Source organism: Wujia sp. (assembly GCF_056872695.1).
Genome location: NZ_DBMFCD010000012.1, coordinates 38,679 through 63,005, shown reverse-complemented (window position 1 = coordinate 63,005; position 24,327 = coordinate 38,679). Strand labels below are relative to the sequence as shown.

The following is a 24,327-nucleotide window of genomic DNA, read 5'->3' as shown; positions in this document are numbered from 1 at the left end:
TGTAAATCCCGCTCGATTTAGTCCTTCATTTCTCCATTGCGTTATTGCGTAACGCTTTACTGTATTAAAGTAATCTGATAAAAAGAAAAGGGATGCCGACAAGCATCCCTGTCCCTTATCCTCTTTTAGTATTCAAATTTCTTCTCGAAGTAAGCCTTCAGATCTTCGATCTTCACACGCTCCTGCTCCATCGTATCACGATCACGGACAGTTACAGCGCCGTCTGTCTCAGACTCAAAATCGTAAGTCACACAGAACGGAGTACCAATCTCATCCTGTCTTCTGTAACGCTTACCGATGTTTCCTCTGTCATCGAACTCACAGTTATATGTCTTTGCAAGCTCTGCATAGATCTTCTCTGCACCTTCGTTCAGCTTCTTAGAAAGCGGAAGCACACCGATCTTAACCGGTGCTAATGCCGGATGGAAATGAAGTACGGTTCTCATATCCGGCTTCTCCTCGGTTCCGATATTCTCCTCGTCATAAGCGGCACAGAGGAATGCAAGTGTCACACGGTCTGCACCTAATGATGGCTCAACAACATATGGAATATACTTTTCCTTCTTCTCATCATCGAAGTATTCCATTGGCTCACCGGATGTATTCTGATGCTGTTTCAGATCGTAATCGGTACGGTCTGCAATTCCCCACAGCTCGCCCCAGCCAAATGGGAACAGGAACTCAATATCCGTTGTACCCTTGCTGTAGAAGCAAAGCTCCTCCGGAGAATGGTCACGTGCACGCATCTCATCATCCTTGATGCCAAGATCCTTCAGCCAGTTAATACAGAATTCTCTCCAGTAACGGAACCATTCCATATCTGTACCAGGCTCGCAGAAGAACTCCAGCTCCATCTGCTCAAACTCTCTTGTACGGAATGTGAAGTTACCCGGTGTGATCTCGTTACGGAAGGACTTTCCGATCTGACCGATACCGAAAGGAATCTTCTTACGGGATGTACGCTGTACATTCTTGAAGTTTACGAAGATACCCTGTGCGGTCTCCGGTCTTAAGTAAACTGTATTCTTTGCATCCTCGGTTACACCCTGGAATGTCTTGAACATCAGGTTAAACTGACGGATACCGGTAAAGTTATGCTTGCCGCAGCTTGGACAGCAGATATGATTCTCTTCCACATACTGTTCCATCTGCTCATTTGTCCAGCCGTCAATGGAACCCTCGATCTCGATTCCGTTGTCAGTCATATAATCTTCAATCAATTTATCTGCACGAAAACGCTCGTGACACTCTTTACAGTCCATCAGAGGATCTGCAAATCCACCCAAGTGACCGGATGCCACCCATGTCTGTGGATTCATAAGAATGGCACAATCCACACCTACGTTGTAAGGATTCTCCTGAATGAACTTCTTCCACCATGCTTTCTTCACATTGTTTTTGAGCTCAACTCCAAGGTTTCCGTAATCCCATGTATTGGCAAGTCCGCCATAGATTTCAGAACCCGGATACACAAATCCTCTGTTCTTTGCAAGTGCTACGATTTTGTCTAAAGTCTTTTCCATATTTTGTAAACCTTCCTTCCTCTCGCACCGGAGTGTGCGGATTCTTATTATTTTTCGGTGTGACTTTCTTCACCATATGAAACATACAACATTTTACAGGCTAATGGTTCAGATTGCAACCATATTTTTGAAATTCATCATACACCATGCATTTTTATGTGTCGGGCTTTTACAGGGATGATAGTATTTCCAGCGATTTGAATTCCCGGTCGATATATGCTTCCCGGAAACGGTCTGCCACGTACTTTAATTCTGCCATCGCCTCTTCACTTAACTGAAACGCATACAGCTTCGTAAGATCTGCCGACTGGATATATTGCAGAGTATAAATAAGTGTCTCGGATACCGTCCGTGTGAGCTTCAGCTCTTTTCCGCATGCCTCACACAGAAGCCCGCCTGCCTTCGCATTGAAATATTTCAGTTCCTTCTTATTGCAGCGTACACATGTATATGCATGAATTCCCTGTCCTTCTATATCCATCAGCCGTACCTCGAACACATAGCGGATCAGCTGATTGTCCACGGTTCCCTGTTCAAGTGCTTTAAGGGTTACATAAAGTAGATTCAGCTCGTTCACACAGTAACTGCCCTCTCTTGTATAATAGGACATAAACTCACACACATACGATGCATAGCACAGCTTCTCCATATCCAAAGGAAGTCCGGAAAAATATTCCCGGACCTCCGCTTTGACTAACGTATAGGAATCTCTTCCCGGAAATACAGTAAAGGTACCCATCACGAAACTCTGGCTCGCCGCCCGAAGCTGGCTTACTGCCTTTCTGGCACCATTTGCAAACACTGTGATCTTTCCGCGTTCCCTGGTCAGTATGACCAACCGCTTGTCGTACTCCTTCACAAGTGTTGCATATAAAATTATACCCGTTACCTGTATTTCCTCACGCATGTTCTGTTATCTCTCTATTTCTTTTCCCGGTAATGACTCATCCGGATACGTATGGTAATATAAATCACAAGTACGATGGCCGCACCAACGAAAATCCATATCTGTACCGGCACATCCTCAATATTATAACACCGGACATTGATCCACATCTGATTGATTTCCTTATTCGCCGTATCATCAAAATACTGCATGACTGCACTCCGTTGCAGTACCTCCTGCGTCGGATACTGTGCAAACAACTGTCTGCGCGTCTGTTCTTCCGGCACAGTCATAATATAATCTTCATTGGAATCATCCCCACAGAAGAAGAAACCAACCGGATACTCTGTTGTATCCTCTTCATCATCCTCTGCCTCATAATTCCATTTCAGATAATCATAGACTGTATCATCGTCACCGCCACTGATCACCGATGTATAACCAATGTAATACATGTTACGCACCGCATTGTCCGGACGCGATACAAAATTCACAAACGCTTCCGCAGCCTGCTGTTTTTCCGCATCCTGTCCGATTCCGCTTTTCAGCATAACCCAGCCGTCAAACCACAGGTTCGTCGACTCCTCCGGCACCGCAAAATTCAGATAGAAATCATCCTCTTCTGCCTGATCCATCGCATAGACAGCATCTCCGGACCACTGGTAGTTTGCAACGACCTTTCCACTGATCATATCTGCTTTACCGCTGTCGGTCTCAAACGAATAAACATTACCCTGCATATCCTGCAGGATGTCCTCTACATTCTCAATCGTATCAGAATCCACATCATTCATGATCTGCATCAACCGTTCCTGATAATCCGGTGCATTGCGGAGCGATTCATCCATCAGTTCATCTTTTCTGTAAGAACCAAGTGCCGCAAAATAAGAATCCCGGACATTATCCTTGATCGTAACCTGACGCTTGAACTTGTCATTTAGAAACACATCCCAGGTAGATGCTTCCTCTTCTGTCATCTTCTCCGGATTGTAGAGAACACCGGTAACACCCCACATATAGCCTGCCGCATATTTACTCCACGACTCACCGCCGATCTCATTTTCATCAAACGTATCCTTAATATAATCGGATACCCCGCGCACATAGTAATTATCCGGATTGTCCGTATCATAAAAGCCTTCTGAAAACGGCACCAGTTTCTTCTCTGCCATCAGCTTCATGATCATATAGTCAGACGGACAGACAAGGTCATACACATCGCCGAGTGTCAGCTGATTATACAGATCCTCGTTCGTACCGAAGCACGAATACTCAACCTCCACGCGCTTGCCATACGTCTTGTAATACCACTCGGTGAAATCATCGACCATCGAATTCTCACCGAAGATCTCCGCACCATTTTCAAGCTCCATGCGTTCTTCCTCATCCCAGTCACCAAGATCGATATATTCCTCCCAGTTGCAGACACGCAGCTTGATCACGTCGTCATTTCCCTGTGCGTGTGTGATCTTTGTTCCCGGCACCATCGCCAGAAATGTCATCATAGCTGCCGCCGCAACGGCTGTCACACGTTTTAACATCTTATTTCTCATTGCGGACACCTCCTTTTTCAGAGGTTGTCTTTCTGCCAGCCACATTCATGACAACCACTGCCAGAATAACGATCAGGAAGATTACTGTTGAAAGCGCCCAGAGTGCAGTTTTAATCTCTGTCTGTGAACCCTTGGTTGCATTGACAACATACGTACTGATCGTGTTAAACGTTGCCGGTTTTGTATAGCTTGCAATGAAATAATCATCAAGCGAAAGTGTGATTGCCAGCGCAAATCCGGATACGATACCCGGCATGATCTGCGGGATTACAACCTTACGGAGTGCCATCGACGGAGACGCGCCTAGATCCATTGCCGCCTCATACAGACTTGCATCCATCTGCTTTAATTTCGGAACCACAGACAGATACACAAATGGAGCAGATAACACTACATGTCCGATCAGCAGCGGCACATAGCTTTCCTTATTCATGCCAAATGCAACGATCAGCAGCACGCAGATGGAAAAACCGGTTACAACATCTGCATTGACAACCGGAATCTGGTTGGCTGTGTTAATAAAGTTCTTCGCAAGTTTCTTCGAATAAAACGCACCAATCGCACCCATCGTTCCAAGGATTGTAGCAAGCAGAGATGAAACAAGTGCCAGAAGAACCGTCCCGACAATCATATCCCGAAGCTCGCCCTTTGTGAACAGTGTTACATAATTCTGCATAGAAAATCCGTGGATCGAACCGATATTCCCGGAATCCGTAAAGCTGTATACCGCCAGAATCAGAATCGGTGCATAGATAACGAGCAGCATAAGAATCAAAAATAGTTTTCCAATCGTCTTTCTCATCAGATCAGTGCACCTCCTCTTCCCTCGTCCTCATCCGAGTATTTGTTCGTAAAGAGGGTGAAGATCAATATGATCAAAAGCAGGATCAGTGCGATCATTGATCCATTGTGCCAGTCGTAGGATGCAAAATAGCTTCCGATCAGACTACCCATAATATACGTGCTGTTATAAAGCATATCCAGCACAACATAGTTTGTCATAGATGGCAGAAATACCATCATGATTCCGCTGATAATGCCAGGCACGGAAAGTGGCAGTGTCACCTTCAGGAATGTCTGTACCGGATTCGCGCCAAGGTCACCTGCCGCCTCTATCAGACTCGTGTCTAACTTCATCAGCGTCGTGTACATCGGCAGAATCATGAATGGAAGAAAATCATACGTCATGCCGATGACAGAATTTAAAAACGGATGCAGGGCAAGATTCCCCTCTAACACCGTAAGTATCTCTTTTAATGCAGTGATACGCAATGTGAAATTGATCCACATCGGCATCACAAATGCAACTAAGATCACACTCTTATGCCGCATATTGCTGCGCGCTAAGATATACGCGATTGGATATGCAAGCAGTACACAGACGCAGGTCGTCACAACCGCCAGCGCAAAGCTGTACGCAAGTGTACCGATCGTATTCGGGCTCGTAAAGAATGCCGCCAGATTCTGCACGGTAAACTGACCTTGTCCGTTTGTAAACGCATAATATAAAAGAACAAACAATGGGGCTACTACAAACAGCAATAGAAAAAGTGCATAAGGTATACCCAGTCCGCTCTTTGCAAAACGTGAAGAACGCATACAATATCACTCCTTTTCTATTTCTTAATGGAAAACTGGATATGCTCCTCCGGAATAACCAGACTTACATAGTCATCCATATTCCACAGGTATTCATCGTTAACGATGAAATCTTCATCCATATCCGTACGGACCACGTAGCTGTAATGATCACCCTTGTAGATCAGGTTGATGATATGTCCGCAGACGATACCCTCTTCCTCATTATCGCTCATGGAAATATGCCGTGGCTTGATTGCAAGCACGACCTTCAGTTTCTCATAATCAATCACGTCACCATGTGCATCTAAAAGCTCATGCGCGTCGTTGAACTTAGAACCCGGAATGATCTTCGTCAGATCACACTGAATCTTTCCATCAAAGATTGTAAGCTCATAATTCTTGTCTACATCACTCTCGATCTTATTCAGTGTGTGTTCCGGAATCATGATATGGATACCGTCCGGTTCCACATTCAGTCCAACCTGGCTTCCAACCGCTGCGGTCTTCGTCGACTGGATCACGATCTCGTTCTTGCCAGATTCCACTGTGATCTCATAGTGGACACCCTTGAATACAACCGATGTAACCGTTCCTGTGATTGCACCATTCTCAGGCGTTGTGATCTCCACATCCTCCGGACGCACAACAACTTCCACCAGCCGTCCATGCTCGACATCATCCACACAGGTAAATTCCGCTCCGCAGAAACGCACCTTGAGCTTGTCTGTCATAATGCCCGTAAAAATATTACTCTCACCGATAAAGTCTGCAACAAATGCATTTTTCGGCTCATTATATATATCCTCAGGAGTTCCGATCTGCTGCATACGTCCTTCGGACATGACAACGATCTTGTCCGACATCGTAAGTGCCTCCTCCTGATCGTGTGTTACATAGATAAAGGTAATGCCAAGTCTTTCATGCATACTTTTCAGTTCAAGTTGCATCTCCTTGCGCATCTTTAAGTCGAGCGCACCGAGCGGCTCATCGAGAAGCAGGATCTGCGGCTCATTGACCAGTGCACGTGCGATTGCGATTCGCTGCTGCTGTCCACCGGACAAGGTTGCTACCTTCCGCGTCTCAAACCCTTCTAAGTCTACCATCTCCAGAACTTTCTTTACCTTCCGCTTAATCTCGTCCTTCGGCAGCTTCTTAAGCTTTAATCCAAAGGCGATATTGTCAAAAATGTTTAAATGTGGAAACAATGCATACCGTTGAAATACTGTGTTGATCGGGCGTTTGTTTGGTGGTAGATTTCCAATCTCTTTACCATCTAGCAGTATTTCTCCCTCTGTAGGAATTTCAAAGCCCGCAATCATGCGGAGTGTTGTGGTTTTACCACAGCCCGAAGGCCCTAAAAACGTTACGAATTCGCCCCTTTTTACCGTAAGGTTAAAATCCTCTACAGCGACAAACCCATCCTCAAATGTTTTTGTGATGTGCTTTAGCTCAATAATGTTTGTTGAACTAGTGTTGTTTTCCAATAAACTCTCATCCTCCTTGTGTTCCTGACATCCTTATCCATGGCATTGGCGGATGCAGGCCAGATTTTTCTTTCGTATTCTCTACGAAAATGCATAAAAATATGCCTGTTTTTTCTTACAAAAACAAGCATATTTTATCAGATTCATATTCTATTTACAATCAATTTTTTAACGTCTGTGATATTTTCTGTCTTCCTCTTCATACTTCGGGGAGCACGTAAGCTGGACACCTATTTTCTTCAGGAGTTGCTCATCCACCGATGAAAGCAATACTGTCGAATGTGCCTGACAATTCTTCAATTTTGAGAGCTGCTCAATTGCAAGCTTTGCTTTTTCATCCTGTGCCGCCGTCGTGGAAAGCGCAATCAGAATCTCATCGGTATGCAGCCTTGGATTGTGGCTTCCAAGATACTGGATTTTGAGACGCTGGATCGGTTCGATGGCTTCCTTGGATACTAACTGTACTTCATGTGGAATTCCGGCAAGTACTTTAAGCGCATTCAAAATTGCAGCTGCCGATGCACCGAGCAGATCTCCGGTCTTTCCGGTTACGATCGTGCCGTCTGCAAGCTCGATTGCCATCGCCGGATGTCCGGTCTCCTCTTCCCTTGCCAATGCTTTCTTTGCCACCAGGCGGTCCTCCATAGAGACACCCGCCTGCCGCAGTAAAAGTTCTAACTTATTCTTGTCATCCTTCGACTGTCCGTAACGCTTTCTGTCACACAGGCACCGATAATACCGGCGGATGATCTCCTGTGCCGATGCATCGCGGCATACCTGATCGTCAATGATACAATTTCCAGCCATATTGACACCCATATCCGTTGGGGACTTATACGGACTGCTTCCGGCGATCAGTTCAAACATTGTCGCAACAACCGGGAATATCTCGATATCGCGGTTGTAATTAACGGTTGTCTCACCATATGCTTCGAGATGAAACGGATCGATCATATTGACATCATTTAAGTCCGCTGTCGCTGCCTCATAGGCAAGATTGACCGGATGCTTGAGTGGCAGATTCCAGATTGGGAACGTCTCAAACTTCGCATACCCGGCTTTCACGCCACGCTTATATTCATGGTAAAGCTGAGACAGGCAGGTTGCCATCTTTCCACTGCCCGGTCCCGGTGCCGTAATGACAACAAGCGGGCGCTCTGTCTCGATATATTCATTCTTTCCATACCCCTCATCACTCACGATATGGGCAATATCACTTGGGTATCCGACAATCTTATAGTGACGGTAAGACTTGATTCCAAGCTCTGCAAGCTTCTTGCGGAAAAGCTCTGCCGATGCCTGCCCGGCATACTTCGTCAGACACACACTGCCAACATACAGTCCTACTGCCTGGAATTCGTCGATCAGACGCAGCACATCCATATCATATGTAATTCCATAATCATCACGTACCTTGTTATTCTCGATATCCTCTGCACTGATTACGATCACGATTTCAGCCTGGTCTTTTAACTGTAACAGCATCTGCAGCTTCGAATCCGGCTGAAATCCCGGAAGCACACGTGACGCATGATAGTCATCAAAAAGCTTGCCTCCAAACTCCAGATATAATTTATTATCAAACTGTGCAATCCGGTCACGTATGTGCTGTGACTGCATCTCTAAGTACTTTTGGTTGTCAAAACCGATCTTCATCTTAATTTTCCTCCCGATAACCGTAATTACGAAGTAAAGTATCGCTGTCTCTCCAGTCCTTCTTTACCTTTACCCATAGCTTTAAATTCACTTTCATGTCCAGCAGATTTTCCATGCTGATACGTGCTTTCGTACCAATCTTCTTAAGCATTGCACCCTGCTTTCCGATAATAATCCCCTTGTGGGAATCCCGCTCACAGATAATTGTTGCCTCAATATCCATGCAACTGCCATCCGGACGTTCCTTCATCCGGTCGATCACAACGGCGATACCATGCGGAATCTCTTTGTCCAACTGTCTGAGTGCCTGTTCACGGATCATCTCCGCCACAATCTGGCGTTCCGGCTGATCGGTAATCGTATCCTCATCGTAAAACTGCGGTCCAAACGGAAGCAGCCGCTTTAACGTCTTAATAAGCTCCGCCTGATTGTGTCCGCGCAGTGCAGAAACAGGAACAATCGCATCAAAATCATGTACCTCTTTGTATGTGTTTATAGCATCTGCAACTGCCTGTTTATCCACGGTATCCGTCTTGTTGATAACAAGCACCACCGGCGTATTTACCTTACTTAGCACATCAATGATATGACGCTCTCCCGCACCGATAAATGTCGTCGGCTCCACGATCCACATGACGATATCCACCTCATTCAATGTGGAGTACGCAACATTCATCATATACTCGCCAAGCTTATTTTTCGCCTTGTTGATACCCGGTGTATCCAGGAACACAATCTGTCCTTCATCATCCGTATATACTGTCTGGATCCGGTTTCTCGTCGTCTGCGCTTTGTTGCTTGTAATCGCAATCTTCTGTCCGATCAGATGATTCATCAATGTGGACTTTCCCACATTCGGACGTCCGATGATTGCAACAAAACCGGATTTGTATGTCGATAAGTTATCCATATGTCTCTCCCTGTGTATTGTACCTAAAATACGCTCTTTACTTCTGTAAATGCATCCTTCGCAGCTTCGATCCGCGCTTCATCGCCGATTGCACAGATCACACCTCCATCGACAGCCGCTTCCACATATCCGGCAAGTCCACGGATTACTTCCGGGGTTGCGCCAAGCACTTCATCTCTTGTCCGCTGCAGATCCGCATCGTCGATTCCCATCAGATAACAAATCAGACTGAAATTGCCATCTGCGGATGGTGTAAGCGGTGCATCCATCCTGCTGATCGCACCGATGATATATTTCGTCATGTCTCTTTCGTCTGCTTCAAAGTTCTTCACATACTCCGGTGCTTTCTTATAGATTTCATACGTCTCTAATAAATTCGGATCACGGTATGAAGTTAAATACGCGTTTCCACTCCGATTGAAGCTGCACATACAGCCGTAAGCACCACCCTTCACACGCACATTGATCCACAGATAATCATATGAGAAGATACACTGCAATACATTCAAAGCGCCTGTATACTCATAGCCACGTTCACAGAAATTACCGGCTGTTGCTACATACTGTACCTGACTTGCCGTCTTGAAGCCCTCGTTCTTCTTTACTACCGGAATTTCCTTCACATTCTCAAACGCCAGTCTTGTCGAAAGCTTGCAGGAAAATCCCGTCAGACTCTCAGTCAGCGTATCCTCCGGCTTCTTATCGGAAGTAAAGTTCACGAGCAGGGAATCTCTGCGCAGAAGCTGGCCAAGTACCTCTTGCAGATCAGCAGCCAGTCCCTCATAGCGTTCTTCGAAATGATCATCCAGATCTGACAGATACATATAATAATCCACACCCTCTGTCAGTTCTTTCACAACACCTATTTTAGAAATATATGCCGTTGCGCGTCCCGCCGCTGTTGTATGTCCGTTCGCAAGCAGATCGTCTTTCATTGCCGCACGCGTCTCCGCAATAATCTCCTTTAATCGCTTCTTATCCGAAAGCTTCGAGGTGAACAAAATCTCCTCAATCAATTCCATTGCCTTATCGAGCTGTTCATCCAGCATCTTTGCACTGACGACAAAATGTGTCACATAACCGCCATATTCTTTCTTATTGGTGACCGTTGTACTGAATCCAATGCCACCGGTGTACAGATTGATTTCGTTCGACAATTCACTGTAACTGAAATGCTCCGTATCCACATACTTAAAAATTTCCGTCAAAAGTGCAATTACCGGGAACTTATCATAGTCGATATCATCCATACAGAAATTCAAGCTGAGATACGTGATTCCGTTTGTGAAAATATCATGACTTAGTACCTTGACATGTTCAATCTCCAGAATGCGGTTATTTATTTTCTTGGCATGCTTCTCGATATCATCGATTGCAAGCATCGGAATCTTCTTCAAGTCTTCCTCCGCATCACCGGAACTCTGGTACTCCTTCAGATGCATCATGTTCGCACGGATCTCCTCGATATCCGCCGCAGAAAGCGTCTCCTTATATGCCGCAAGCCGTGCCTTCTCACGCTCTGCAATCTCATTATTAAGCCCCTTCTTTGGCATCAGCAGACAATATGACTTGTGCGTATTCTGTAAAATATACTGTTTGATCAGAGCCTCAAAATATCCGGTCTCTACATCCTGCTTCAACGCATCATACACATCGTTCAGGCTGAACAGATCAAGCGCTGCCGCATCATCATAAAGCCAGGTAGAAAATGCATTTAATCCGAGCATCAATCCCTTCGGGAATCGTCCAAAGTTTCCTTCCTTGTGCTTAAACTCAAAATAATTGATTGCCGCAAGCAGCGATTTCTTATCCATACCCTGCTCCACAATGGAAGCAAGCGTATCCTCAAGCACCTGTATAAATCGTTCTAAATCTTCTGCATTCGCATTCTTTGCAATGATTGAGAAGTTCGGCTGTTTGATACCGTCATCAAAGGATGACAGAATATCCTTGCCAAGTCCTGCATCAATCAATGCCTTTTTGAGCGGTGCGCCCGGTGCCGACAGCAAGGCATATTCAAGAATCGCGAATGCTGCACATAATTTCTTATCCGCACTTGTACCGATAACCATATTGTATGCCAGATATGTGTTATCCTGCTCGGATTCGTTCTCAGAAATTGAGTAATATGCCCGTTCCGTTACCGGTTTTTCAAATGCCGGCTCGTCTGTCAGAGCCGAATCAATCTCCGCATAATCAAAATTCTGTAAATATTCCTCATCAATAAATGTAAGCTCCTCTGCAGCATCCATATCTCCATACAGATAGATATAACTGTTGCTCGGATGATAATACCGCTTATGAAACGCAATAAAATCCTCCTGTGTCAGATTCGGGATTGCCTCCGGATCTCCGCCGGATTCAAAGCCATATGCTGTATGTGGAAGCAGCGACTTCTCAATAATTCGGTAAAGCTGCTGTTCCGGTGAGGAATACACGCCTTTCATTTCATTGAATACAACACCATTATAGGTTAGCTCACCTGTCTGGTCATCGATTTCATAATGCCAGCCCTCCTGCATCATGATTTCTTTCTTCTCATACATATTCGGATAAAAAACTGCATCCATATAGACATGCATCAGATTATGAAAATCCTTCTCATTCAGACTTGCAAGCGGATATACTGTCTTGTCCGAATAAGTCATTGCATTTAAGAATGTATTCAGACTGCCCTTGCAAAGCTCCACGAACGGATCCTTAACCGGGAATTTTCTGGAACCACAAAGCACCGAATGTTCTGTGATATGCGGCACACCGGTATCGTCGGCTGGCGGTGTCCGAAAACCGATTGTAAATACTTTGTTCGTATCATCGTTCTCAATCACAGCCACCCGTGCCTTTGTCTTATTGTGGGACAGGATATACCCGTATCCGTTAACTTCCTTCAATTCTTTCTTTTCCACTACCGTATATGCGGTCAGTTTTTCTAAATTACTCAAACGATTCATCCTCCATCATCTATTTCAAATTCTCCGGTCCAAAGCTTTCCGGAAGCAGTTCTTCCAATGTATATACCTTATACTCCTCTATTGTGCGTGCTAAAATCACGGTAAATGCGGATGGATTAACGAACTCCCGCAGCACCTGTCTGCACACACCACACGGTGCAGTGTATCCGGTCTGCACAAGCGCATCTTCATCAAGTTTCCCGCCTACGATCGCAATTGCCGTAAATTCCCTGCAGCCTTCACTCACAGCCTTAAACACAGCTGTCCGCTCTGCACAGTTTCCCGGTGTAAATGCTGCGTTCTCAATATTACATCCGGTGTATATCTTCGTATCTGCCCCAAGCAATACCGCCCCGACTGCAAACTGCGAATATGGGGCGTATGCAAATTTACGTGCATCTGCTGCGATCCGGATTAGATTCTGTATCTCTTTCTTTGCTAATTCCATATACTGTTTTTCCTGTATTATTTTTATCTACGAAATCGTATTTTAAGCTTCTATTATACTGTAATCAACAACGGCTTTGACATCGCCCGCCTCTTTGCCGCTCATCTTGACGATCACATGTGTTTCCGTTCTGCCGTCTGTTTTATTCTCCAACTGTGCACGCTCGATCACAAGAGTCTCCCTATACCGCGCCTGACTCTTATATTCCACGCGGATCCGACTGACACGCGTGATATCCTCGAGATATTCATTGGCAAGCAGGATATATTTTGCGTTACTCATATGTCCGTTGTAATCGATGTCGGCTTTTGGCACAACTACTGTGTCAACAACCTCGAATTCCTTCGGCAGACGGATCTTTCTACCGCATCTTTCCATCGGATACCGCGGTCTGATCTCATATCCCTTTGCATCCTCTTCTTCAATCCGAACCGGATGCTTCGTCTCCATATCCATGAGTGTCCACATCGAATCGGCACAGACAATATCCTCGCCGTTCTCATCTGTCACAATAACATTACGATAGCCGATGGATGTTGCAAATTCATACGCCCAGGTCTTCACGCTTATCTCCTCGAACATCTTCGGAATACGGCGGATCTCAATATTCCAGCCGATTGCGAACCAGGTCCGCTTATGCTCAAGCATATAGTCAATGCCTCTGCCTACCGACTCGGAATTGATGTTGACACAATCCTGCATGGCATCCATCAGACTTCCAAACGACATTCTTCTTGTTGCATCAACATCTGAAAAAAGTACTTTTTTATTATATGTGTACATAGTATACCCCTTTATCACGCACGGCTTTCGTGACAAGTGAAATAAATCACCTGATATTCCTTTGCGATTTCTCTTATAAATGCTTTTCCATGCTCTATTTTTTCCTCATCGAGATTTACGAACGGATCATCCAGAATCAGAAACGGCTTTTTCTCCCGGTACATGGCATCCGCGAATGCAAGACGCATGCATAAACCGGTCATATCCTGATATCCCCGGCTGAAATATCCCATATCCCGGTACATTCCCTGCTCCTGCCTTTCCATCCCGAACGTCGCCGTAAGTCCATACGCTGTTCCGTCTTCACCTGCTAACATCCGGTAATACCTCCGGAATGCATCCATAACCGGTGCCTGATAGCGTGCACCGTAATATTCCTTTGCCTGCATCAAAAAAGCCTTAGTCTTTTGTATTATATCACATTTTTCCCGAAGCGTAATCAATTCTTCATTAAGAGAGTGCAATTTTCTTTCCTTTTCCGTCAGTGTGTCAAACTCGCTCTCCAACTCATCAAGTCTCCGGCTGTATTGCAGGATCTGCCTCGACAGCGTCTCCATCTCTGATGCCCGCTGTTGCTGCTGTTCTTCCGAAAGCGGATTTGGCTGCTCCGGCTTTGTCTCCGGTCGTTGTTTTCTCCTGCTTATCGCATAGCCAAGCAGCATAAAAGCACCTGCAGCTACACTGAATCCACCACAGATGAGGATCAACATGCGATACCCTTTGCCTGCGGCAAGCAGTGCATACACGATCACAAGCAGTCCTAAGACGACACCTGTGAACCCTTTATATTTGCGCTGTTCGTTTTTTTCATTTTTTCTGTGCTGCAAGCTATCTGCCTGTTCCTGTCTGGATGGACTTGCAGCTTTTTTCTCATCGTTTTCCCCAGACATTTTCCCTGCGACACATGCATTCCAGTGTGCCTTCACTGCCGTCAACTGGTTTGAAACCGAGTCTAATTCTTCCTGCACTGCAGTTTTTTCCTGTATCTCCTGGGCAATCACTCGCGCTTCCCGTTCGAGCTTCGCAAGTTTTCCGGTGCTCCGCTTATCCGATAACTGATTGATCGCATCGGCAAGCTTTTTATTTGCCACGTCATAGCTTGCCATATCCTCGGTCTCTTCCATCTGATTGCCAAGCTTCGCACTCACACTATCTGTCGCCGCAAACGCCGCACACTCCGCCTGACCGATATAGATGGTCCGCTGAAAGGATTCCGCATCGATTCCGAACAACTCCTGCCCGGTCTGTTCCGTGTAATCCGTACTATCAAGCAAAGTATCCGCATCCTGTAACCGGAAAGAATCGCCCTTTGCTGTCTTCCCGAAGACACGCGACAACAGATAATATTTTCCGTCCACCGTAAATGTAACCTGCCCGCCATAGGTACCACCCTGCCACGGCTGATAACGCTTCCGCTCCTTCTCGATTTCTGTCCGCTTTGTCTCCCCGGCAAAGCCATAGAACATTACACGGATAAATGCCGCAAACGTGCTTTTCCCTGCACCGTTCGGAAGCACAATAGCATTATATCCATCTGCAAAATCATAGGAAAAATCCGACAATTTTCCAAAGTTTTCAATATGACATGTCAGTAGTCTCATACGAACGCCTCCCCGGCAAGTGCCAATATCCCTGTCTGGATAATCTTTGCCTTCTCCTCTTCCGAAAGACCGGTCTGTGCCTGAACCAGCCGAACAAATTCACCCTTTAAAGAGGTATCATATGTATATGACGCATAGTCGATCTCCGGCACGATCCGGTTCACAACCTTTACATAAAAAAAAGATTGCGCAAGCTGCATCGCAAGCAATTCTGCATCTACTTCCACACCTGCAGGCAGACTGCCGGTCAGACAGACCTTCACCAGATCGGCAGACTGCACTTGCATCTCCTGTAACGTCTCTCTGACAGCATCTAAGACATCCACACCGGATGCGCATCCACTTACATCCACCGATGTTTCCCACAGTCTGCGGCTTGCAAACGGGACAAAAGTATCCTGCAGCTTATGATGTGCTGCATCAATATCAAGCAGACAGAACCCATGTAAACCGCATTCATCAAAGCCTCTGCCCTCTAAACAACCGGGATACACATAAATTCCCCTTGCATCGAGCTGCCCGCGCTTGTATGTATGGATATGCCCGAGTGCCAGATAATCGATTCCCTTATTTTGTAATAAAGCAAGTGGAATCTGTTCCGCATCCTGTCTTGACCCGCTTGCGTAGGGTGTCTCCTGCCCATGCAGCATCACAAGATTGATATGCTTTTGATCAAGTCTGAGCGATGTGTATAGCGTCTGCGTATTCCGCGCAGAGCTCTCCGCTCCCGTGATCACGATTGTCGCACCATCTTCTTCCCACGCATATGAACGCCATGTATCACCAAACAGCTTCAGGTTATCCGGGATTTTCTCTAGTGACTGCAGAAAACCATCTGCATCATGATTTCCACGCAGATAGAAAAACAAGATTTCCGGATGTCCAATGATTGCAGAAAGCACGGCATCCCCAGTTGTCCGGTCAACCTTCTTCGTATCAAACAGGTCTCCGGCGATGAGTATTCCATCCACCGATTGCTCTGCGGCATAATCCACCATGCGTAAAAACGTATGCAGAATCTCGGTTCTCCGCTGTTTCCGTTTCTCTCCGTCCAGATGTGTAGACAGGGAGGAATTCAAATGAATATCCGCACAATGTATTAATTTCATCCGTTACCCCTTTCTGTCAATTTCTAAAATATTTCAAGTCCTAACTTGTTCTTCCATCTCAACACATGTGCAACTGCCATGTCTATCTGAGACTCGTCGATTTCTCCATCTTTGACCGCCTGTAACACAGCCTTGAACTGCTCCTGATAGTTCGTAGAAAGAAGCATATCATTTCCCGCTTTGACCGCCTGCACTGCCGCCTCATCCAGATCATATCCTGCAGACACCCCGCTCATCATCAGATCATCAGTGATCACCACACCGTCAAACTGCAATACGTTCCGAATCTCGTCGTGCACCTTTGCCGACAGGGATGCCGGATATGTATCGTCAATCGCAGCAACCACATTGTGACTGACTAAGATACAATCCGCACCTGCATTTACGCCTGCCTCAAACGGAATATAGTCCTGCGTCACAAACTGCTCATACGTCCGCGTGTCTTCAATCCGGTTTACATGGGTATCCCCATTGCTTCCATATCCGGGAAAATGTTTTAATACCGTTCCAATCCGTTGCTTTTGCATTGTCGTAACTACCGTATCGACATATTCCGCTGTCTCCTGTGGATCATCTCCAAAAGACCGTTCATATATAAAATCACTTTTATTTCCGGATAGATCACAGACTGGTGCAAAATTGACATTAATTCCATACGACAACAGTAGCTTTGATTTTTCTTCCGTGTCTTTTCTAATTGCATCCATGCCTCCTGATGCATAGATGGATCTCGGCGAGGCAAAAACATGGTCAGACAGCGCACTATACCGGCTGACACGCGTCACCGTACCCCCTTCTTCATCCGTTCCGATCAGCAATGGGATATCCGAAGCATCCTGAAACGACTGGATCTTCTCTGTCAGCGAATCTGCCGTCTCCCCAGCCAGATCCCCTGCAAACAAAATAATGCCCCCAACCGGATATTGCGTTAGCTCATCCGGTCCGAAGCGTCCATCATTTTTTACAAAAAACATCTGTCCGACTTTTTCTTCCAGACTCATCGTCTGAATCTTGTCCTGTATCCGCACATCAAGCACTGTCATTTGTGCATCCGAAGAAGAATGCGTTCCTTCTTCTGCCGCCTGCTCGGTTGTCGCAGAAATCTGTGTCGTGGCTATTTCTTCCGTATCTGACGATTCCGAAGAAGTTCGCTCTCCATCCCGCAGGAGATTTCCCGAACCGAAAATACCAAAAAAAACCATACAGATGATCAATATTCCATATATAATTTTTTTATGCCGATGCATCATTGAACACGATTCCGTCTTATTCATAATATTCACGATTTCTCCGTTCTGCGAACTCGTGATTATCATTATACATTACATATAATAATCACGATTTCTCCGTTCTTCGAACTCCCGAAATCGTAACAGCCATGCGCATTCCGGACTATCGTCCTTCATGCTTATGTCTGTTTATCCGTCATATAAATAAGCACCTCCGTCTGCAAGCAGCCTCGCTGCTTATTTGCATGACGGAATTATTATATCATGTATTGATCCGCTTGCTCGTTGTTCCAATCAACCAGATCCTGCAATGTGATATTATCTACGACATCCGATATCGCATCATAGAGTCTCTCCCAGATACGAACCGTCACACAGCTATTTCTTCTCTCGCAGTCAATTGGATTTTGTCCAACGCAGGCAACCGGAGCAAGCTCGCCCTCCGTCAATCGTAAGATCATACCAACCGTATAATCCTTCGGTGTACGAGAAAGCAGATATCCACCCTGTGCGCCTCGGATTCCGCGCACAAATCCCGCCTTATTCAATACAGAAATAATCTGCTCCATATATTTTTCAGATATATTCTGCCTCTTTGCAACGTCTTTTAAACTAATCGGCTCTCCGGTGTTATAAACTGCCAAATCAAGCATCAGACGAAGTGCATACCTTCCCTTTGTTGATATTTTCATGCAAATTCCTCCATAAAGTAACCGATTATATAATTATAAGTTCCGTTGCTTTCCGCAGATACAAAAAATTATATAATCGGCACTAACATAAGTCAAGATAACGAACAATATTTTATCCGTTCATTTTCTTCTCTTTACTGCTCTGCAAATAATGCAGTAGACAGATATCTGTCACCAGAATCCGGAAGTAATGCAACAATTGTCTTGCCCTTGTTCTCCGGTCTCTTTGCAAGGATATCTGCTGCTTTCAATGCCGCACCGGAAGAGATACCAACCAGAATACCCTCGGCTCTTGCAAAGGCTCTTCCCTCTTCAAATGCATCGTCGTTCTCAATCGTAATAATCTCATCGTAGATCTTCGTATTGAGTACCTTTGGCACAAATCCGGCTCCGATACCCTGAATCTTATGGGATCCGGCCTGACCGGTTGAAAGAACTGCACTTGTTGCAGGCTCTACCGCCACAATCTTCACATCCGGATTCTTAGACTTCAGATACTCACCAACACCGGTCAGCGTTCCACCTGTACCAACACCAGCTACGAAAATATCAACCTTACCCTCTGTCTGCTCCCAGATCTCCGGTCCGGTTGTCTTCTTGTGCATCTCGGAATTGGCCGGGTTATCAAACTGTCCAAGGATGATTGCTCCCGGAATAGACTCCTTCAATTCTTCTGCCTTTGCAATGGCACCCTTCATTCCCTTAGAACCATCTGTCAGTACAAGCTCTGCACCATATGCCTTCAGAAGATTTCTACGCTCTACACTCATGGTCTCCGGCAGTGTCAGGATTGCACGATAGCCCTTCGCTGTCGCAACGGCTGCAATACCGATGCCTGTATTTCCGGATGTTGGCTCAATGATTGTTGCGCCCGGCTTAAGTTCTCCCTTTTCCTCAGCATCCTCGATCATTGCAAGTGCAATACGATCCTTTACGGACCCTGATGGATTCAGGTACTCCAGCTTTACGAACAGATTTACATCTGTCACATCTGCCTTCTTCGCATAACGATCTGCCTGAAGCAAAGGTGTATCACCAATCAATTCCAACGCACTTTTAATTACTTTACTCATAATGTCTACCTCCAGATTTTCTTATATTATCTATTGCTTCTCTATTTCCCTATATTCCTACTTTTTAAGTAGGATTTGAGTGTATTATAACACGATAAAACAATTTGTCAATCACTTTTTTGATTTTTTTTAATAAAAAGAAACCGCGCTTAAACGGTTTCTCTTTTTGACAATTCCCAGAATGCGACCGCACTCGCAGCCGCCACATTCAAGGAATCCACCCCATGTGTCATCGGTATCTTCACGGTATAATCACTGTGCATAATCGTCTCCTGGCGCAGCCCTTCTCCTTCCGTTCCAAGAATCACAGCAAGTTTATCAAGCTTCGCAAACCGCGAATCACAGATCTCACACGAATCATCCCGAAGTGCCATTGCCACACATGGAAAGCCCAGCGTATGAAGTATCTGTGCGGTATCTTCTTCCGTCTTCGGCAGATATGTCCATGGTATCTGAAATACTGTACCCATGCTGACACGGATTGCTCTCCGGTACAGCGGATCCGCACATCCATGTGTTAAAAGCACTGCATCCATGCCAAGTGCCGCCGCCGAACGGAATATTGCTCCAACATTTGTCGGATTCATTACATCCTCAAGTACAGCAATCCGGTGCATATTCCCACATAAGACATCTGCTTCCGGAAGCTTCTTTCTCTCCATCGCACATAACATTCCACGTGTCAGCTTAAACCCGGTAATCTGTGTCAGCACATCAAACTTCGCAGTATAAACAGGAATATTTCCACACGCTTCAAGCAATCCCTGTTGTTTCGATACCTCTGATTCATCCACCAGGACAGAGATTGAATGATATCCGGCAGCAATCGCCCGTTCCACGACAATCGGACTTTCCGCAATAAAGATACCAGGTTTCGGCTCCCGGTAACGAAGAAGCTGCGCCTCTGAAAGTCTGGCGTATATATCCAGATCCGTATCCTGTAAATTCTGTATAGAAATAATATGTGGCATGAACACACATCCCCTTTCCGTGACATGTGTCCATGCCGCAATCTTAACCTTTATTTATGAGAAATAAGCAACACCGGACTCAAAGATCTTCTGATCCTGATCTCCGTAGATATTTACTGCCACAGCAGTTCCTTTACGCTCAGAGTGTGCCATCTTACCAAGTACACGGCCATCCGGGCTTGTGATACCCTCGATTGCGTAGTAAGAACCATTGACATTGTAATATTCATCCATTGTTGGATTGCCATCCATATCAACATACTGAGTTGCAACCTGTCCATTTGCGAAGAGCTTCTCTGTCCACTCCTTGCTTGCAACAAAACGTCCCTCACCATGTGAGATTGGTACAGTATACACACCACCAAGCTTAGCCTTCTGCAGCCATGGACTCTTGTTTGTAACAACCTTTGTATAAACCATCTTGGACTGATGACGGCCGATGCTATTAATCGTCAATGTCGGTGAATCAGCCTCCTGTGGACGAATCTCACCGTAAGGAACAAGTCCGAGCTTGATGAGTGCCTGGAAACCATTACAAATACCAAGTGCCAATCCATCACGTTCATGCAGAAGCTTCATAACCTCATCCGCAATCTTCGCATTCCGGAATGCAGTTGCGATGAACTTACCGGAACCATCCGGCTCATCACCAGCAGAGAAACCACCTGGGAACATGATGATCTGGCTTTCACTGATTGCTTTCGTGAATGCATCTACCGAATCACGGATACCCTGTGCATCCATGTTGCGGAATACGATTGTCTGTACCTCCGCACCTGCATTTTCAAACGCCTTGGCTGAATCGTACTCGCAGTTTGTTCCAGGAAATACCGGAATAAATACCTTTGGCTTTGCTACTTTATTCCTTGCTACATAGATAGAACCGGCATCATACAGTCCTGTGCTTACCTTTCCGTCTACGATCTTCAATGTATCATTGATCTTATCGTTCTGCTCTACACCGGACTCTGTCGGGAATACCTTTTCAAGCTTCTTTGTCCATGCATCCAGTGCCTCATCCATTGTGATCACACTATCACCATATACGAATTCCGGTGCATCCTGTACTTCACCGATAACTGTACATGGAATGCCAAGCTCTGTCACTTTGTCTTTTTCTACTTCAAGAATGATAGAACCATATTTCTTCGCTGTAAGATCATCTGCATCGACAGTCTTTGCAAGCTTCACACCAAGCTTGTTACCAAATGCCATCTTGGAGACAGCCTCGATCATACCACCGAAGCCGATTGCATAAGCGGATACAACTTTGCCTTCCGTGATTGCCTGATGCAGCTTCTCGTATTTATCCATTGCATCCTTGTAATCCGGCTTATCATAAGCATCGCGCTTGATATCGAAGCATACAAGCTGATTGCCTGCTTTCTTTAATTCCGGTGTTACCACATCCTGATAGCTTGCTACATCCACTGCAAAGCTGACCAGAGTTGGTGGAACATCAATATCATTGAAGGAACCGGACATGGAATCCTTACCGCCGATAGAAGGAAGTCCCAGTCCCATCTGTACATCATAAGCTCCGAGCAATGCGGAAAGTGGCAGACCCCAACGATATGGATCCGTACCAAGTCTCTCGAAATACTCCTGGAATGTCAGTCTTACCTTGCTTACATCACCACCTGCTGCTGCGATCTTCGCAACAGATGTCAATACCGCATAGATAGCTCCATGATATGGGCTCCAGCTTGACAGGTACGGATCAAAGCCATAGCTCATCATCGTAACTGTATCGGTCTTTCCCTTCAATACCGGAAGCTTTGCGATCATCGTCTGTGTCTCAGAAAGCTGGTACTTACCGCCATATGGCATTGTAACCGTACCTGCACCGATTGATGAATCGAACATCTCCACAAGTCCCTTCTGGGAAGCGACATTCAAATCAGAAAGTGTATCTAACCAAAGCTTCTTCACATCCGAAGCATCCTTCTTCTCATCAAAATATTTTGCAGATGCATCCGGCATGGAAACCTTGACATCTGTCTCCTGATGTGCACCGTTTGTATCGAGGAATGCACGGGACAGATTGACGATTTCTTTACCTCTCCATGAAAGTACCAGACGCTTCTCTTCTGTCACGACTGCAACCGCAACAGCCTCTAAGTTTTCCTCTGCAACATACTGCATCATCTTGTCAACATCCTTTGGATCAACAACGACTGCCATACGCTCCTGTGACTCGGAGATTGCAAGCTCTGTACCATCGAGACCTGCATATTTCTTTGGAACCTTATCCAGGTCGATCTGTAAACCATCCGCAAGCTCACCGATTGCGACAGACACACCGCCGGCACCAAAGTCGTTACATTTTTTAATCAGGCTTGCAACCTCTTCCCGACGGAACAGGCGCTGGATCTTACGCTCTGTTGGTGCATTACCCTTCTGTACCTCAGCACCACATGTCTCAATCGAGCTTTCTGTATGTGCCTTGGAAGAACCGGTTGCTCCACCACAGCCATCACGTCCGGTACGTCCACCGAGCAGGATGATGATATCGCCCGGATCAGAATTCAGACGTTTCACACATCTTCTTGGAGCTGCACCCATAACAGCACCGATCTCCATACGCTTTGCAACGTAGTTTGGATGATATACTTCCTTTACAAGTCCTGTGGCAAGGCCAATCTGGTTACCATAAGAGCTGTAACCTTCGGCAGCAACCTTCACGATCTTTCTCTGTGGAAGCTTTCCATGCATCGTATCCTTCAAAGATACGGTAGGATCTGCGGCTCCTGTCACACGCATTGCCTGGTATACATAAGAACGTCCTGACAATGGATCACGGATCGCACCACCCAGACAGGTTGCAGCGCCACCAAATGGCTCGATTTCTGTCGGATGATTATGTGTCTCGTTCTTAAAGCTTACCAGCCACTCTTCTTCGACGCCATCAACCTTAACCGGAACAACAATGGAGCATGCATTGATCTCGTCAGACTCTTCCTGATCATCAAGCTTGCCTGCTTTCTTCAGCTCCTTCATTGCCATAAGGGCGATGTCCATCAGGCAGACAAACTTATCGTCTCTGCCCTTGTACATCTCCTTTGTTGCATCAACATAACGATCATATGTCTCAGCAATCACATCCTTGTAATATCCATCGTCAAATGCAACATTTGTAAGCTCTGTTGAGAATGTTGTGTGACGACAATGGTCAGACCAATATGTGTCGAGCACACGGATCTCAGTCATAGATGGATCTCTGTGTTCTTCGTTCTTAAAATATTTCTGTATATGCTCAAAATCCTTGATTGTCATAGCAAGTCCGAGTGAATCATACAGTGCCTTAAGCTCTGTTTCTGGCATATCCTTGAACCCATCAAAGATCTTCACATCTGCCGGTTCCTCGAAGTTTGTAACCAACGTCTCCGGCTTTGTCTCGTCTGTGATACGGGAATCAACCGGGTTAACAACGTACTCCCGGATTGTCTGCATCTGCTCTTCTGTCACGTCACCCTCTACCACATAGGTTGTCGCTGTCTTGATGACTGGTGTCTCCTCCTCGTTCAGAAGCTTGACACACTGCTCCGCAGAATCTGCACGCTGATCGAACTGTCCCGGAAGATATTCCTGAGAGAAGCATTTCTCCTTCTCATTCATTGGAAATGATTCTTCATATACGACATCGATTGGTGGCTCCGAGAAAATTGTAACCTTCGCTTTATTGTAGGTATCCTCTGATACGCCTTCCATGTCATACCGTGTCAGGACGCGGACATTGTCAGCTTTGATTCCAAGATAATCCTTGAACTGCTTCTTTAAGTCCTTTGCCTTAACCGCATAAGCATCTTTCTTTTCTACATAGATTCGTCTAACCTTGCTCATGACTTTCCTCCTGAATTTTGTAATTTCCTTCCTG

The 24,327-nt window shown here is 45.7% G+C and carries 18 protein-coding genes; all 18 read right to left on the bottom strand.

The genetic code is table 11. The annotated features are described in order from the left end of the window. Positions 1-125: 125 nt before the first annotated feature. Positions 126-1,523, bottom strand: a complete 1,398-nt coding sequence (locus tag ACZQK9_RS11260; protein WP_483270622.1) for a glycine--tRNA ligase — start codon at positions 1,521-1,523, stop codon at positions 126-128. A gap of 169 nt (positions 1,524-1,692) precedes the next feature. Then, complete coding sequence (gene recO, locus ACZQK9_RS11255; protein WP_483270621.1) at positions 1,693-2,430, bottom strand: DNA repair protein RecO; 738 nt, start codon at positions 2,428-2,430, stop codon at positions 1,693-1,695. Between the two features lie 14 nt (positions 2,431-2,444). Continuing rightward, positions 2,445-3,962: an extracellular solute-binding protein gene (locus tag ACZQK9_RS11250; protein ID WP_483270620.1), complete on the bottom strand. Its 1,518-nt coding sequence runs from the start codon at positions 3,960-3,962 to the stop codon at positions 2,445-2,447. Beyond that, complete coding sequence (locus ACZQK9_RS11245; RefSeq protein ID WP_118544905.1) at positions 3,952-4,764, bottom strand: ABC transporter permease; 813 nt, start codon at positions 4,762-4,764, stop codon at positions 3,952-3,954. Before ACZQK9_RS11245 ends, ACZQK9_RS11250 begins: the two co-directional genes overlap by 11 nt. Beyond that, positions 4,764-5,561, bottom strand: coding sequence for an ABC transporter permease (locus ACZQK9_RS11240; protein WP_178017196.1), 798 nt, complete (start codon positions 5,559-5,561; stop codon positions 4,764-4,766). The genes ACZQK9_RS11245 and ACZQK9_RS11240 overlap by 1 nt, the downstream gene beginning before the upstream one ends. A gap of 17 nt (positions 5,562-5,578) precedes the next feature. Next, positions 5,579-7,027, bottom strand: a complete 1,449-nt coding sequence (locus ACZQK9_RS11235) for an ABC transporter ATP-binding protein (protein WP_483270619.1) — start codon at positions 7,025-7,027, stop codon at positions 5,579-5,581. A 168-nt stretch (positions 7,028-7,195) separates the two neighbouring features. After that, positions 7,196-8,683, bottom strand: a complete 1,488-nt coding sequence (locus ACZQK9_RS11230; RefSeq protein WP_021985080.1) for a DUF1846 domain-containing protein — start codon at positions 8,681-8,683, stop codon at positions 7,196-7,198. A gap of 1 nt (position 8,684) precedes the next feature. Further along, positions 8,685-9,593: a GTPase Era gene (era, locus tag ACZQK9_RS11225; protein ID WP_483270618.1), complete on the bottom strand. Its 909-nt coding sequence runs from the start codon at positions 9,591-9,593 to the stop codon at positions 8,685-8,687. 23 nt (positions 9,594-9,616) lie between these two features. Next, a complete protein-coding gene (locus tag ACZQK9_RS11220) occupies positions 9,617-12,544 on the bottom strand; it encodes an insulinase family protein (protein WP_483270617.1) in 2,928 nt (975 codons plus the stop codon). 10 nt (positions 12,545-12,554) lie between these two features. Continuing rightward, entirely contained in the window at positions 12,555-12,992 is a 438-nt protein-coding gene (locus ACZQK9_RS11215) for a cytidine deaminase (RefSeq protein ID WP_483270616.1), read from the bottom strand. Positions 12,993-13,034: 42 nt separating this feature from the next. Further along, positions 13,035-13,775, bottom strand: coding sequence for an acyl-[acyl-carrier-protein] thioesterase (locus tag ACZQK9_RS11210; RefSeq protein ID WP_483270615.1), 741 nt, complete (start codon positions 13,773-13,775; stop codon positions 13,035-13,037). 14 nt (positions 13,776-13,789) lie between these two features. After that, positions 13,790-15,376, bottom strand: coding sequence for an ATP-binding protein (locus tag ACZQK9_RS11205; protein ID WP_483270614.1), 1,587 nt, complete (start codon positions 15,374-15,376; stop codon positions 13,790-13,792). Next, positions 15,373-16,485, bottom strand: a complete 1,113-nt coding sequence (locus ACZQK9_RS11200) for a metallophosphoesterase family protein (RefSeq protein ID WP_483270613.1) — start codon at positions 16,483-16,485, stop codon at positions 15,373-15,375. Before ACZQK9_RS11200 ends, ACZQK9_RS11205 begins: the two co-directional genes overlap by 4 nt. Before the next feature lie 23 nt (positions 16,486-16,508). Continuing rightward, positions 16,509-17,759 carry a glycoside hydrolase family 3 protein gene (locus tag ACZQK9_RS11195; RefSeq protein WP_483270612.1) on the bottom strand — a complete coding sequence of 417 codons (1,251 nt, stop codon included), beginning with the start codon at positions 17,757-17,759 and terminating at the stop codon, positions 16,509-16,511. Between the two features lie 212 nt (positions 17,760-17,971). Further along, complete coding sequence (locus tag ACZQK9_RS11190) at positions 17,972-18,406, bottom strand: RrF2 family transcriptional regulator (RefSeq protein ID WP_178017206.1); 435 nt, start codon at positions 18,404-18,406, stop codon at positions 17,972-17,974. Between the two features lie 134 nt (positions 18,407-18,540). After that, positions 18,541-19,479, bottom strand: a complete 939-nt coding sequence (gene cysK, locus ACZQK9_RS11185) for a cysteine synthase A (RefSeq protein ID WP_178017207.1) — start codon at positions 19,477-19,479, stop codon at positions 18,541-18,543. 149 nt (positions 19,480-19,628) lie between these two features. Beyond that, complete coding sequence (locus ACZQK9_RS11180; protein WP_483270611.1) at positions 19,629-20,450, bottom strand: TrmH family RNA methyltransferase; 822 nt, start codon at positions 20,448-20,450, stop codon at positions 19,629-19,631. Positions 20,451-20,504: 54 nt separating this feature from the next. Next, positions 20,505-24,293 carry a phosphoribosylformylglycinamidine synthase gene (locus ACZQK9_RS11175; RefSeq protein ID WP_483270610.1) on the bottom strand — a complete coding sequence of 1,263 codons (3,789 nt, stop codon included), beginning with the start codon at positions 24,291-24,293 and terminating at the stop codon, positions 20,505-20,507. Positions 24,294-24,327: the final 34 nt, after the last annotated feature.

Excerpts from the sequence above, each read along its gene's own strand:
- ACZQK9_RS11245 (WP_118544905.1), bottom strand. The coding sequence starts at position 4,764 with ATGAGAAAGACGATTGGAAAACTATTTTTGATTCTTATGCTGCTCGTT.
- ACZQK9_RS11210 (WP_483270615.1), bottom strand. The coding sequence starts at position 13,775 with ATGTACACATATAATAAAAAAGTACTTTTTTCAGATGTTGATGCAACA.
- ACZQK9_RS11250 (WP_483270620.1), bottom strand. The coding sequence starts at position 3,962 with ATGAGAAATAAGATGTTAAAACGTGTGACAGCCGTTGCGGCGGCAGCT.
- ACZQK9_RS11260 (WP_483270622.1), bottom strand. The coding sequence starts at position 1,523 with ATGGAAAAGACTTTAGACAAAATCGTAGCACTTGCAAAGAACAGAGGA.
- ACZQK9_RS11215 (WP_483270616.1), bottom strand. The coding sequence starts at position 12,992 with ATGGAATTAGCAAAGAAAGAGATACAGAATCTAATCCGGATCGCAGCA.
- ACZQK9_RS11175 (WP_483270610.1), bottom strand. The coding sequence starts at position 24,293 with ATGAGCAAGGTTAGACGAATCTATGTAGAAAAGAAAGATGCTTATGCG.
- ACZQK9_RS11190 (WP_178017206.1), bottom strand. The coding sequence starts at position 18,406 with ATGAAAATATCAACAAAGGGAAGGTATGCACTTCGTCTGATGCTTGAT.
- ACZQK9_RS11205 (WP_483270614.1), bottom strand. The coding sequence starts at position 15,376 with ATGAGACTACTGACATGTCATATTGAAAACTTTGGAAAATTGTCGGAT.
- ACZQK9_RS11200 (WP_483270613.1), bottom strand. The coding sequence starts at position 16,485 with ATGAAATTAATACATTGTGCGGATATTCATTTGAATTCCTCCCTGTCT.
- cysK (WP_178017207.1), bottom strand. The coding sequence starts at position 19,479 with ATGAGTAAAGTAATTAAAAGTGCGTTGGAATTGATTGGTGATACACCT.
- ACZQK9_RS11220 (WP_483270617.1), bottom strand. The coding sequence starts at position 12,544 with ATGAATCGTTTGAGTAATTTAGAAAAACTGACCGCATATACGGTAGTG.
- recO (WP_483270621.1), bottom strand. The coding sequence starts at position 2,430 with ATGCGTGAGGAAATACAGGTAACGGGTATAATTTTATATGCAACACTT.
- ACZQK9_RS11240 (WP_178017196.1), bottom strand. The coding sequence starts at position 5,561 with ATGCGTTCTTCACGTTTTGCAAAGAGCGGACTGGGTATACCTTATGCA.
- ACZQK9_RS11230 (WP_021985080.1), bottom strand. The coding sequence starts at position 8,683 with ATGAAGATCGGTTTTGACAACCAAAAGTACTTAGAGATGCAGTCACAG.
- ACZQK9_RS11180 (WP_483270611.1), bottom strand. The coding sequence starts at position 20,450 with ATGCCACATATTATTTCTATACAGAATTTACAGGATACGGATCTGGAT.
- ACZQK9_RS11195 (WP_483270612.1), bottom strand. The coding sequence starts at position 17,759 with ATGAATAAGACGGAATCGTGTTCAATGATGCATCGGCATAAAAAAATT.
- era (WP_483270618.1), bottom strand. The coding sequence starts at position 9,593 with ATGGATAACTTATCGACATACAAATCCGGTTTTGTTGCAATCATCGGA.